The organism is Spirillospora sp. NPDC046719 (genome assembly GCF_040645715.1).
Lineage (GTDB): Bacteria > Actinomycetota > Actinomycetes > Streptosporangiales > Streptosporangiaceae > Spirillospora.
Window position 1 is genome coordinate 1 of the sequence record NZ_JBEYYT010000284.1, and the last position, 12518, is coordinate 12518.

Below are 12518 nucleotides of genomic sequence, written 5' to 3' on the forward strand. Positions count from 1 at the left end.
CGGCGCCGGGCGCCGCGCTGCTGTTCGGCTCGACGCGCCCGTTCGACGGCGCGACGCTCCGCCGGCTGTACCCGCGCGGCGCCGGCGACTACCTGCCCGCGTTCCGGGCGGCGGCGGAGCGGGCCGTCGCGGCGGGGTTCCTGCTCGCCGCCGACCTGGACGAGATCGTCGCGGTCGCCGCCGCGTCCTTCCCCTCCTGACCCCGGCCGCGCCGCCGCGTCACTCCATCTGGGCGGCCATGCGGGCGATGGTCTCGCGGTCCAGGTGGACGAAGTCGCCCGTCGCCTCGACCGTCACCCGGCCGCGCTGCAGGAGCCGCCCGACCGTCCGCACCCGCCTGCCCTCGCGCGCCTCGACCTCGCCCTCGAACAGGCACGGCTCGCCGAGCAGGGTCGGGCGCCGGTAGACGATCTCCAGCCGGGCCGTCGGGCCCGGGGCCCCGGCGACGAAGTTCGCCGCCGCGCACAGGATGTCGAACGCGCCCGCGATCACCGCGCCGTGCACGCAGCCGGGCGGCCCCTCGTACGGGCGGGTGAACGTACCGCGCAGCAGCGCCTTCGGCGGCTCGAACGCCACCTCCAGCGGGAGCGCCATCGGGTTGTGCCGGCCGATGACGACGTCGTAGGACAGGCGCCCGGCGAAGTCGGCGCGGCCGTCGTCGGCGAGGTGCAGCAGCGTCTTCGGCAGCGGCGGGTCGGGGACGTGCCGCTCCAGGGCGTCCGCGACGGACTCCAGCTCGCGCGCCGCCGCCAGCGTCGCGTCCGCGGGCGCGGTCGTCGCCGTGGCGGCCGCGATGAGGCGCCGGACGGCGGCCATGAGCGCCGCGGACTCGTCTTCGCGGCCCTCAAGCGCGGGATGCGGGGATTCGGGCGTGTTCGTCACAGGCACCTCGACCATCGTCGCTCAGGCCGCCGGGCGGGCGGCCGGGCCGCGCCCGGCACGGGCCGGCCCTCCCGGCGGGAGGCGCCGGGACGTTCTCGGGCAGGGACGTTCTCAGGGCGAGGCGGGCGCCGCGCCGTCGTCCGGCCGGTCGAACATGCCCCGGCCGCGGAACAGCCGGACGACCAGGTCGCCCTGGGCGCGCAGCATCTCGACGTACTCCCGCTCCGCGGCCTGCGCGTCGGCCTTCTTCATCGCACGGACGATCGCGGCGGTGCCGCGCTTCTCCGCGGCCGGCACGCCGGGCACCAGCTCGAAGACGTTGCCGGGGACGATGCCGGTCATCTGCTTGAGCATGTTGCGCAGCCGGGGCGACTGCGCGGCCTCCACGACGAGGCCGTGGAAGCGCGCCGTGAGGTCCTGCAGGACCTCGGCGTCGCCGGACGCGGCGATCTCCTTCTGCAGCGGCGCGAGCCGCTCGCCCAGCTCGGCGCCCTGCCGCTCCACCGCGCGCCGGGCCCCGAAGCCGTAGAACAGCCCGTACAGCTCGTAGTGGTCGCGGACCGACGGCTCGTCGAGCGCGTTCACGAACGCCCCTCGGTGGGCGATGATCGTGATCCAGCCCTCCCGCTCCAGCGCGATCAGCGCCTCGCGGACGGGGATCCGCGACACCCCGAGCGCGCGGGCGACCGCGTCCTGCGGGACCCGCTGGCCCTGCCGCAGCACGCCGTCGAAGATCAGCCGGCGCAGGTAGAGCCGGACCTGCTCGCCGCTCGTCAGCCGGGACAGGTTCTGGCCCGGCAGCACGTCGGCCCCGTCCGTCATGCCGGCGCCCCGCAGCTCGGGTTCCTGGCTCCGCGGGATCGTCCTCACCCCTAGGTCCGGTGGGCGGTCCGACACCGCCCGGCACGCAACGCAAAGCTAGCAGCGCGCACTCCCCGCGTCCGGCGGCCCGCGGGTCCGGCGCGTCCGCCGGGGACGCGCACCCCCGCGCCCGGCGCGCAAAGAATATATTGTAGCCGTTATCAGATCGCATGGTCGCGCACGGGGGCCGGCGCCTCTTCCAGGAGCCGCTTGATGACCTTGCCGGTCTCGTTGTAGGGCAGCGCGTCGCGGAACTCCACGTGCGCGGGCACCTTGAAGGGCGCGAGCGCCGCGGCCACCCAGTCCCGCACCTCCCGCTCGGTGAGGCGGGCTCCGTCCCGGGGGACGACGACGGCCTTGACCTCCTGGCCGAGGACGGTGTGCGGGACGCCGATGACGCAGGCGTCGGCGATGCCGGGGTGCTCGACGAGCCGGTACTCGATCTCGATCGGGTAGACGTTCTCGCCGCCCCGGATGATGAGGTCGCGCATCCGGCTCTCCAGGTAGAGCACACCGTCCACGATCCGGCCGAAGTCGCTGGAGCGGTACCAGCGGTCCGGTGTGAGCGCCTCCGCCGTCGCCTCCTCGTCGCCCCAGTAACCGAGGAACACGCCCGCGCCGCCGATGTGGACGCGCCCGACCTCGCCCTCGGGCAGCGGGTTCCCGTCCTCGTCGCGGACCTGCACGCGGATGGTGGGGGCGGCGGCGCCGACCGAGGCGGGGTGCCCGTCCAGCTCCCTGCCGTTGAGGAAGGTGCCGGTCCCGGTCGTCTCGGTCGTCCCGTAGCCGTTGGTGATGCCGACGCCGGGCAGCCTCTCCTCGAACAGCCGCACCAGCTCGGGCGCGAAGGTGGCGCCGCCGCTGCCGATCGTCGTGACCCGCGAGGTGTCGTACTCGGCGAACCGCGGGTGGGTCAGCATCTGCCAGAAGTGGGTCGGGACGCCGGTCCACTGCGTCAGCCCGTGGTCGTGGGTGAGCTTCAGCGCGGCCTCCGCGTCCCAGCGGCCGGGCGGCGGGAGCACGAGCTTGAGGCCGAACAGCGGCGCGTTCGCCAGGGCGAGGCAGGCGCCGGAGACGTGGAACAGCGGGTTGGCGAACACCGAGGCGCGCTGGACGCCGTCCGGCACCTGCCTGCGGCCGGGCGGGCCGGTGAGGGCGGCGACGGCGCCGCCGAGCCCGCCGAACAGCCCGAAGTGCACGAGGTTGCGGTGCGACATGGTGGCGCCCTTCGGGCGTCCGGTCGTCCCGCTGGTGAACATGATCGCCGCGGGGTCGTCCTCGCGGATCCCGGCGTCGGGAAGCGCGGCCGGCGGGTCGTCCAGCGCGAGCGCGGCGGCGTGCAGCTCGTCGAGTGACGCGACCGGAACGCCGTCGGCGGCGGCGCGGGTCTCGCTGAGGCGCACCAGCGGCTTCCCCGCGCCGAACAGCACGGACGGCCCGGCCAGGCCGATGCCGTGGTCGAGCTCGCCCGGCGTCCACCAGCCGTTCAGCCCGACCATGATCGCGCCGAGCGACAGCGTCCCCCACCACAGCAGGATGTGCTCCAGCCCGTTCGGCGCCGCCACCGCCACCCGGTCGCCCTTGCCGATCCCGTACCGGGCCGACAGCACCCGGGCGTACGCGGCGGCCAGCCGGTGCGCCTCGGCGAACGTCACGGCGCGGTCCGGCGCGCCGGCGAAGGCCAGGTAGGTCAGGCCGGGGGTGCCGGACGCGGCGCCGGCGAGCATGGCGGGGACGTGCGGCGCCCGCTGCGCGAACACCTCGGTCGGGACGCCGAGCACGTCCTCGACGCGGCGCTCGAACATCGCGCCGGGCCCGCACAGCAGCTCGCGCATGCCGTCGTCGAGCAGCTCGTCGCCGTGCCACGCCAGGGTGAGGGGGGTGGGCATCGATCACTTCCCGTCGGGCCGCCGGGTCGAGTCACCCCTTGTATATAACATCAAGTCTACGAAAGGATGAGACGGCAGTCTCATTTCGATCCGTCGGGCGCGAACCGCACACGCCGGGCCGGGCCGACCGGCCCCCGCTACTGGTGGAGATGGCACGATGCACGAGTCGATCAACCTGGTCAGCGGCGAGTTCTGGGGCCGCGACCCGCACGAGGAACTGCGCTGGATCCGCGAGAACGAGCCGGTGTACCGGGACGAGAACGGCGGCGTCTGGGGGATCTCCAAGCACGCCGACGTCAAGGCGGTGTCCCGGAACCCCGAGGCGTTCTCCAGCGCGCACGGCATCCGGCCCGACAACGCCGCGATGCCGATGATGATCGACATGGACGACCCGGAGCACAAGCTGCGCCGCAAGCTGGTCAGCGCCGGCTTCACCCCGCGCCGGGTCGCCGCGCAGGAGGACTACCTGCGCCGCATCTGCGACGAGATCCTCGACGGCGTCTGCGAGCAGGGCGAGTGCGACTTCGTCCACGACATCGCCGCCCAGCTCCCGCTGATCGTGATCGGCGACGCGCTCGGCTTCGCCCCCGAGGACCGGCAGAAGCTGCTGGCATGGTCGGACGACATGCTCCGCGCCCTGACCGGCGGCGACGACCTGGAGCTGATGGTCAAGGCCGGTGAGGCGTTCAACGGGTTCAACGAGTACGCCACCCGGGCCGTCGAGCTGCGCCGCGCCGACCCGCGCGACGACCTGCTCAGCATCCTGGTGCACGCCGAGATCGACGGCGACCACCTCGACCACGACTCGCTGCTCCAGGAGTCGCTGCTGATCCTCATCGGCGGCGACGAGACCACCCGGCACGTCATCTCCGGCGGCATGTACCAGCTGTGCCTCCACCCCGGCCAGCGCCGCGCGCTCATCGACGACCCCGGGAAGATCCCGACGGCGGTCGAGGAGATGCTGCGCTGGGTCTCCCCCATCAAGAACATGAACCGGACCGCGACCCGCGACGTCGAGCTCGGCGGGCGGACGATCCGCGAGGGCGACAAGGTGCTGCTGCTGTACCCGTCGGCCAACCGGGACGCGGACGTGTTCGACGACCCGTTCCGCTTCGACGTGGAGCGCACCCCCAACGACCACATCGCGTTCGGCAACGGCCCGCACTTCTGCCTCGGCAACAGCCTCGCCCGGCTGGAGCTGAAGGTGATGTTCGAGCGGCTGCTGGCCCGGCTGCCCGACATCGAGCCGATCGAGGACGGCGAGCCCGCCCACCGGGCCGCGAACTTCGTCTCCGGCTACGAGTCGTTCAAGGTCAGGTTCACCCCGTCCGCGCCGCTGGGCGCCTGACGTGGACGACCTGCCGGAACTCGGCTTCTACGGGCTGGCGGGGCACTCGTCCTCGCCCCGCGACCTGCTCGGCCAGGTGCGCGACGGCGAGCGGCTCGGCCTCGGCTCGGTGTTCCTGTCGGAGCGCTTCGCCACCAAGGACGCCGCGACCCTGTCGGGCGCGGCGGGCGCGGTGAGCGAGCGGCTCGGCATCGCCACCGCGGCCACCAACCACAACACCCGGCACCCGCTCGTCACCGCGACGTTCGCGGCGACGATGCACCGGCTCACCGGCGGGCGCTTCGCGCTCGGCCTCGGCCGCGGGTTCGACCTGCTGTTCGATGTGATGGGCCTGCCGCGGGTGACGTCCGCGCAGCTCGAGGACTTCATCGGGATCATGCGGCGGCTGTGGCGCGGCGAGGCGGTCGTCGACCACCACGGGCCCGCCGGCGACTTCCCGTACCTGAACCAGGACGCCGCCTTCGACGAGGACATCCCGATCCTGCTCACCGCGATGGGCGAGAGGACGCTCGAATTCGCCGGGCGGGTCGCGGACGGCGTCGTCCTGCACACCTTCTTCACCGACGAGACCCTGGACCGCTCGGTGCGGGCCGTGCGGCGCGGCGCCGAGCGCGCCGGGCGCGACCCGGCGGGCGTCCGCGTCTGGTCGGTCCTCGCCACCGTGGGCGACCACCTGGACGAGGAGCAGCGGCTGCGCAAGCTCGTCGGCCGGTTCGCCACCTACCTCCAGGGGTACGGCGACCTGCTCGTCCGCGTGAACGGCTGGGACCCGGCGCCGCTCGCCCGGTTCCGCGCGGACGACCTCGTGAGCGGCTTCCCCGGCGCGTTCGACGCGATCGGCACGGCGGACCAGCTCGCGCACGTCGCGACGCTCATCCCCGACGAGTGGCTCGCCGCCTCCGCGACCGGCACCGCCGAGGCGTGCGCGCGGCGCGTCCTCGACCAGTTCGGCGCCGGCGCCGACGGCGTGATCCTGCACGGGGTGACGCCGTCCGAAGTCGAACCGGTCGTGGCCGCCTACCGGGACGTCAGGCCGGAGGGCCCCGCGCGCACGGCCCGGCACAACCCCGGACGGAGCTGACCCCCGTGCCCGTCATCGACGGCCCGTCCGGGCTGACGCCCGCCGCGCTCAGCGAGATCTTCGAGGCCCCGGTGACCTCCGTCGCCTGGGAGAAGGTCGGCTCCGGGCAGATCGGCGCGTGCTACCGCCTCCGGCTGGAGGGCGCCGACGGCGTGCCGCGCCGCCTGGTCGCGAAGATGGCGGCGGAGGACGAGGCGTCCCGCGCGTTCCTCGGCCCCGCCTACCGCGCCGAGGTGTCCTTCTACCGGGACATCGCCCCCACCGTCGACGTGCGGACACCGCGCTGCCACTACAGCGCCCTGTCCGAGGACGGCACGGCGTTCGTCCTGCTGCTCGACGACCTGCATCCGGCGGCGCAGGGCGACCAGCTCGCCGGCTGCACGCCGGAGCAGGCCGCCGACGCCGTGACGAACCTCGCGGGCCTGCACGGGCCCCGCTGGTGCGATCCGACGCTCGCGGACCTGCCGTGGCTGGGCGCGGTCGGCGCGGACGATGCGGCGACGCTGGCCGAGGTGTTCGCGCCCGCCGTCGAGACCTTCGCGGACCGGTTCGCCGCCGACCTCGGCGACCGGGACGTCCGGACGCTGCGCGAGACCGCGGACGCCGTCGCCGCGTGGGTGACGGCGCGTCCCGAGCGCTTCGGCCTCGTCCACGGCGACTACCGGCTCGACAACCTGCTCTTCCCGCCGGCGCCGGAGCGCGGCGCTACGGCGGTGGACTGGCAGACGCTCAGCATCGGCCACCCCCTGCGCGACCTCGCCTTCTTCCTGGGCACGAGCCTCGACCCCGGCGCTCGCGCGGAGCACGAGCGGTCCCTGGTCGCGGCCTACCACGCGGCGCTCACCGGGTACGGGGTGGAGGGCTACGGCCTGGACGAGTGCTTCGACGACTACCGGTTCGCCGCCCTCCAGGGCCCGCTGATCACGGTGCTCGGCTGCGCGTACGGGGCGCGGACCGAGCGCGGCGACCGGATGTTCCTCGCCATGGCGGCCCGGTCCTGCGCCGCGATCCGGGACCTGGGCTCGCTCGGCCTGATCTGACCTCGCCGCTCAGGCCGCCTCGGTGCCGAGGGTCCGCGCGACGGACCGGCGGGCCGCGAGGCGCGCGGGCACGGCGGTGAGCGCCGCCGTCGCCAGCGGAGCGGCGAGCGCGGGGACGAACAGCGACCATGTGGAGGGAACGGCGACGTTCGGCGGGGAGAAGAGCTCCACCAGGACCACCCCCAAGGGGACGCCGATGACCGCGCCGGGCAGCGTCGGGAGGAGTTGCGCCGCGGACAGCCCGGCCGTGACCTGGCCGGGGGTCGCGCCGAGCGTCCGCGCGATCGCCATGACGGGCCTGGCCTCCAGCGCGGTCGTCCAGGTGATCGTGACGATGTTCACCGCGGCGAGCGCGGCCAGCGCGAGGGTGACGGCGAGCAGCACGTCGTGGCCCTGCTCGCTCTGCACGTTGCCCAGGTGGGAGGAGCCCAGGCCGTAGTCGTGGCCGGTCTGGACGCGGGCCGTCAGCAGGGCCGTGGAGCCGATCACCGTCACCGCGATGCTCGACGCGTGCAGGACGGCGCGGCCCGGCCGGCGGGCGATCAGGCGGAGCGCGAGCAGCAGCGAGGTCGGCAGCAGCGCCGACGGTCCGACCAGCCAGGACCGGCGGGCGGGCCGGCGGGCGGTGTCGGCCAGCGCGGTGACGGTCTCGGTGCGCAGCGCGCGCCGCGTCGGGCCGAGGGTGGTGAGGACCGCCACGGCCAGCGCGAGGAGCGTCGTGGCGGCGATGGTGTCGCCGGTCGGGCCCGCGGCCGCGGACAGCAGGCTCGCGGTCGGGTTGGCGAGGCCGGGCGCGGCCAGCCGGGCGATCGCCAGCCCCAGCGCGTCGCCGATCAGCGCCAGCACCAGGTACTCGCCGAGCAGGACGGCGGCGATGGTCCCCGGCGTGGCGCCGACGGCCTTGAGCAGCCCGACCCGCCGGGTCTGCCTGGTGGCGCGCCCCGCCGCCAGCGTGGCCACGCCGCCGACGGCCAGCAGGGCGAGCAGCCAGCTGCCGATGACCAGGACCGGCTGGCTCTCGCGGAGGATGTGCGCGTCCTGGACGGCCATGAACCGCCAGGTGAAGAAGTTCGCCGGCTGCTCGTCGCCGAAGGGGCGGCGGGAGTCCACGAACTCCTCGGCGGCGGCGGGGTCCCGCAGTTTCAGGTAGAGCAGGGAGGTCACCGGAAGGTCGGCGGCCGCCAGCGCCCCGGTGTCGGCCTCGCTCATCCAGACCAGGCCGCCGTAGTCGTCCGGACCGCCGTCCGGGCCGACCATCTGCGCCCACGGATAGATGGTGTGCGCGGTGGTCACGGCGATCCCGGCGACGGGACGCGAGCGGCCCGCGACGGTGACGCGGTCGCCGACCCGGACGCCCATGGCGGACGCGAAGCCGCGTTCGACCACGACGCCGCCGGGCCGCACCCAGGTGCCCGACGTGACCAGCGGTCGATCGACCGGGCCCGGCGTCGCCCCGGCGCCCTGCGCCACCGCACGCGACGTGCGGCCGTGCGCGGTCAGGGTCGTGTAGTACTGGCGGTACGGCCCGCTATGGGCGGTGACTTCGGACGCCTGTGCCAGCGGTGTCAGCGCCGAGGTCGCGGCTCGGTCGGCGCCGGGGGAAAGCGCCACCACGTCCGGTCCGGCCGTGGCCGCGCGGGTCTGGCGGTAGAGCGTGTCGGTCGCCCCGTTCAGCGAGATGCCCAGGGCCAACGCGGCGGTGGCGGCGGTGATCGAGACGAGCATCATCGCGGCCTGGGCGGGATGGCGGCGCACGTCCGCCACGACGAGGCGGAGCACCACGAGGACGCGGCCCACGGGGCTCACTCTCCCAGCCCGAGCATGTCCCCGAGCCCCCCGGCGGCGCGGCCCGCCAGCCGGGTGTCGTCGACGAACGTCCCGTCGCGCATCGAGACCACCCGGTCCGCGGTCGCCGCGACCCGCTCGTCGTGCGTGACGATGACGAGGGTCTGCCCGGCGGCGCGCAGCCCCTCGAAGAGCCGCAGCACGTCGAGCGTCGCCGCGGTGTCGAGGTTCCCGGTCGGCTCGTCCGCCAGCAGCACCAGCGGCTCGTTGGCCATGGCGCGGGCGATGGCCACCCGCTGCCGCTGCCCGCCCGACAGCTCCCACGGCAGGTGCCGGGCGCGGTCGGCGAGCCCGACCCGCTCCAGCAGCAGGGCCGCCCGGCGCCTGGCCGCGCGCGGCGAACGGCCGGCCAGCAGCACGGGCAGTTCCACGTTCTCCCTCGCCGACAGCTCCTCCACGAGGTGGAACGCCTGGAAGACGAACCCGACCGACCGGCGCCGCAGCCGAGCCAGGGCCCGCTCGCTCAGCGCGTCGATGCGCCGGCCGGCCAGCCGCACCTCCCCGCGGCTGGGCCTTTCCAGGCCGCCCAGCAGATGCAGGAGCGTGGACTTCCCGCAGCCGCTCGGCCCCGTCACCGCCAGCATCTGCCCCGCCGGGACGTCCAGGTCGACCTCGTCGACCGCCCGGACCAGCCCCTGCCCCTGGCCGTGCTCCTTGCACAGGCCGCGGCTCTGCAGCACGGCGCCCGCCTCGTTCATGCGTCCCCGGTTCCGTCTCGAAGCGTCGACCAGACGCGCTCACAGGACTCCAGCCACCGCAGGTCCGCTTGCAGGCGCAGCGCGACGCCCTCCAGCAGCAGGCCTGCGGTCGACCCGTCCGGCTCGGCGAGCACGGCGCGCTGCACCTCGTTCAGGCGGCGCAGCAGCTCGCGGCGCTGCGCGTCCACCAGCTCCACCGGATCGGCGAGCCGGCCCGCGGCCGCTGCGGCGAGCTTCAGGTGGAACTCCGCCAGGTTCGGCTTCGGCCAGTTCACCTCGCTCAGCCAGGCGGCGACCCGCCGCTGCCCGGCCGGCGTCAGCGCGTACACCTTGCGGTCCGGCCGGTCGGGCAGGCCGTCGGCGCGTTCGGACGCGACGAGCCCCTGCTTCTCCAGCCGGGCCAGGGTCACGTAGACCTGGCCCGCGTTCATCGACTCCCCGAGCGGCCCGAGGGCCCGCCGGAGCCGCTCGCGCAGGCGGTAACCGTGCGACGGTTCCTTCGCGAGCATCGCCAGCACCGCGTCCTGCATGCACCACCCCTAACGGCTAGCTAATGAATAGCGGTTAGCCAATAGGGGCGTCAACCGGAGGCCGCCCGGCGAGCGCCCGCCTCGCCGCGCCGCCGCGGCCGGTGTCAGGCGGGTTCGCAGATCACGACGGGGATCTCGCGATCCGTCCAGGACTGGTACTTGTCGAAGTCGGCGTAGACGGCGACCAGGCGGGGCCACAGCGCCGCGCGCTCTTCCGGAGAGGCGGTGCGGGCGCGCATGCGGCGGACGTCGCGCCGCACCTGGACGGTCACGCGCGGGTCGGCGCGCAGGTTGAGGTACCAGAGGGGGTCCTTGGGCAGCCCGCCCTGGGACGCCACGATGACGACGCGGTCGCCGTCCGGCATGTAGAGCAGCGGCTGCGTGCGCGGGCGGCCGGTCTTGCGCCCCTTGGTGGTGAGCAGGCAGATCGGCACGCCCTTGCGGAAGGCGCTGCCGAGCCGCCACGTCCCGCCGACCCGCCCGCCGGTCGCGCGGTAGACCGCGATGTTGACGCGCGACATGATCTTGAGGATCTTCGGCATGATCGGCGAGTCCAGGCCCTTGGGCGCGGCGGTCCCCTTCGGCGGCATCGTCATCCCTTCCCTTCGTAGTCGGGCAGGCGCGGCAGCCGCCCGGCGGCGAGCGCCTCGGCCTGCTCGGCGAGGCCCGGTTCGTACTCGGGGTGGGTGAGGACGAGGAAGCGGCCCTCGCGGACGGCGCTCAGCGTCGCCTCCACCGCGTCCTCCACGGGGATGCCGCCGGCCACGGTGCCGGCGATCACCTCCTCCATGAACGCGGAGTCCTCGCCCGGCTCGGTCGCCAGCCCGGCGGGACGGCCCCGCTCCGACTCGTGGATGCGCGTCCGCACGCCGCCCGGGCACAGCGCCGAGACCCCCAGCGGCGAGTTCTCCAGCGCCAGTTCCTGGGCCAGGCTGAGCGTCGCCGCGAACGCCGCCCACTTGGAGACGGTGTAGGGCGCGGCGCCGGGGCCGGCGAACAGCCCGGCGACGGAGCAGGTGTTGACGATGTGCCCCTCGCCGCCCTGCTCGATCATCCGGGGCACGAAGGCGCGGACGCCGTGCAGGACGCCCCAGAGGTTGACCCGCAGCGTCCATTCGAAGTCGGCGGCGGGACGCGTCCACGTACGCCCGCCCATGTAGACGCCCGCGTTGTTGAACAGCAGCCGCACCTCGCCGAACTCGGCGAACGCGCGGTCGGCGAACGCGCGCACGGACGCCTCCTCACCGACGTCGGTGACCTGCGTGACCACCGTAGCGCCGGGACCCAGGGCCCGTGCGGTCTCCGCGAGGGCCTCCTCGTCGATGTCGGCGAGGGCCAGGCGCACCCCCTCGCGCGCCAGCCGGACCGCGAGCGCCCGTCCGATACCGCTTCCGGCGCCGGTCACGGCCGCCGCCCTTCCGCGCAGGTCCCGCACGGCACCCTCCAGCGTCAGCCGTCCCGCCCCTGTCGGCGGGGTCGCGAGCACGCTAATCTCGATCTGAACTTGCATCAAGTATCAAGTATCAAGGAGTCGCCATGGCGATCCGCAGCGCGTCCCCCGGCACCGCGGTCGTCGTCACCGGCGGCGCCTCGGGCATCGGGGCCGCCTGCGCCCGCGCCCTCGCCGAGGTGGGCCGCCCGGTCGCGCTGTGGGACCGCACCGACCCCTCCGGCGTCGCCGCGGCCGTGACCGCCGACACCGGGACGGCGACCCTCGCCGTCGGCATCGACGTGACCGACGCCGCCGCGTTCCCGGACGCGATCGAGCGCAGCCGCGCCGCGCTCGGCCCGATCGGCGGCCTCGTGCACGCCGCCGGGATCTCCGGGCCGGCCGCGGTCGGCGACCTCGACGAGGCCCGCTGGGACGCGGTCCAGCACGTCAACCTGCGAGCGCACGCGCTGCTGTCCCAGGCGCTGCTGGACGACCTGCGCGCGCAGGAGGGCTCGGCGATCGTCGGGATCGCCTCGATCGAGGCGTTCGTCGGAAGCCTGTTCATCCCGTCGTACTGCGCGTCCAAGGCGGGGATGCTCGGCCTCACCCGCTCGATGGCGCACCTGCTCGCCGGCGACGGCGTCCGCGTCAACGCCGTCTGCCCCGGCTACATCGACACCCCGATGCTCAGCACGGACGTGCCGGCCGAGATGCGCCCCCTGTTCGAGGCCAAGGCCCCGGTCGGCCGGCTCGGCCGCCCGGAGGAGGTCGCCGCGGCGGTCCGGTTCCTCATGAGCGACGAGGCGTCCTTCATCACCGGCACGCACCTGACGGGGGGCGGGGGGGCCCCCCCCCGCCGACCGTGGTTGGGGGGTGACTGGCCCCTCCACGGCCCTTTTTTGTTAACGCGGT

At 74.7% G+C, this 12518-nt stretch carries 13 protein-coding genes; 5 read left to right on the top strand and 8 right to left on the bottom strand.

Annotated features, from left to right (window positions below; all coding sequences use genetic code 11):
• The coding region (locus tag ABZ914_RS34735) for an alpha/beta hydrolase domain-containing protein (protein ID WP_500198455.1) at positions 1–200 on the top strand (200 nt) is incomplete at its 5' end.
• Between the two features lie 19 nt (positions 201–219).
• Here the strand turns inward: ABZ914_RS34735 and ABZ914_RS34740 are convergent.
• From ABZ914_RS34740 to ABZ914_RS34750, 3 genes are all read right to left on the bottom strand, one after another.
• Positions 220–888 (bottom strand): PaaI family thioesterase, encoded by a 669-nt coding sequence (locus tag ABZ914_RS34740; RefSeq protein ID WP_500198456.1) that lies wholly within the window; start codon positions 886–888, stop codon positions 220–222.
• Positions 889–993: 105 nt separating this feature from the next.
• Positions 994–1752: a GntR family transcriptional regulator gene (locus ABZ914_RS34745; RefSeq protein ID WP_387019756.1), complete on the bottom strand. Its 759-nt coding sequence runs from the start codon at positions 1750–1752 to the stop codon at positions 994–996.
• Positions 1753–1904: 152 nt separating this feature from the next.
• The gene (locus tag ABZ914_RS34750) at positions 1905–3632 is read right to left on the bottom strand and encodes a class I adenylate-forming enzyme family protein (protein WP_500198457.1); all 1728 of its coding nucleotides are present in this window, start codon (positions 3630–3632) and stop codon (positions 1905–1907) included.
• Between the two features lie 157 nt (positions 3633–3789).
• On the opposite strand from ABZ914_RS34750, the gene ABZ914_RS34755 reads away from it, so the two are divergent.
• The 3 genes from ABZ914_RS34755 to ABZ914_RS34765 are packed head-to-tail and all read left to right on the top strand — an operon-like array spanning position 3790 to position 7101.
• On the top strand, positions 3790–4980 hold the full coding sequence (locus tag ABZ914_RS34755; protein ID WP_500198459.1) for a cytochrome P450: 1191 nt from the start codon (positions 3790–3792) through the stop codon (positions 4978–4980).
• Position 4981: 1 nt separating this feature from the next.
• The gene (locus ABZ914_RS34760) at positions 4982–6061 is read left to right on the top strand and encodes a TIGR03857 family LLM class F420-dependent oxidoreductase (RefSeq protein ID WP_500198461.1); all 1080 of its coding nucleotides are present in this window, start codon (positions 4982–4984) and stop codon (positions 6059–6061) included.
• Positions 6062–6066: 5 nt separating this feature from the next.
• The gene (locus tag ABZ914_RS34765; protein ID WP_500198462.1) at positions 6067–7101 is read left to right on the top strand and encodes a phosphotransferase family protein; all 1035 of its coding nucleotides are present in this window, start codon (positions 6067–6069) and stop codon (positions 7099–7101) included.
• Positions 7102–7110: 9 nt separating this feature from the next.
• On the opposite strand, the gene ABZ914_RS34770 is transcribed toward ABZ914_RS34765, so the two are convergent.
• The 5 genes from ABZ914_RS34770 to ABZ914_RS34790 form a co-directional block, all read right to left on the bottom strand.
• Positions 7111–8898 (bottom strand): ABC transporter permease, encoded by a 1788-nt coding sequence (locus ABZ914_RS34770; RefSeq protein WP_500198464.1) that lies wholly within the window; start codon positions 8896–8898, stop codon positions 7111–7113.
• 5 nt (positions 8899–8903) lie between these two features.
• On the bottom strand, positions 8904–9644 hold the full coding sequence (locus tag ABZ914_RS34775) for an ABC transporter ATP-binding protein (RefSeq protein WP_500198465.1): 741 nt from the start codon (positions 9642–9644) through the stop codon (positions 8904–8906).
• Entirely contained in the window at positions 9641–10174 is a 534-nt protein-coding gene (locus ABZ914_RS34780; RefSeq protein WP_433137437.1) for a PadR family transcriptional regulator, read from the bottom strand. The genes ABZ914_RS34775 and ABZ914_RS34780 overlap by 4 nt, the downstream gene beginning before the upstream one ends.
• Positions 10175–10278: 104 nt before the next feature.
• Entirely contained in the window at positions 10279–10770 is a 492-nt protein-coding gene (locus tag ABZ914_RS34785; protein WP_500198469.1) for a nitroreductase family deazaflavin-dependent oxidoreductase, read from the bottom strand.
• A complete protein-coding gene (locus ABZ914_RS34790) occupies positions 10767–11684 on the bottom strand; it encodes an SDR family NAD(P)-dependent oxidoreductase (RefSeq protein ID WP_500198472.1) in 918 nt (305 codons plus the stop codon). Before ABZ914_RS34790 ends, ABZ914_RS34785 begins: the two co-directional genes overlap by 4 nt.
• A 26-nt stretch (positions 11685–11710) precedes the next feature.
• Here ABZ914_RS34790 and ABZ914_RS34795 point away from each other — a divergent pair.
• Positions 11711–12518 (top strand): SDR family NAD(P)-dependent oxidoreductase (locus ABZ914_RS34795; RefSeq protein ID WP_500198470.1); only part of this gene is annotated, 808 nt, incomplete at its 3' end.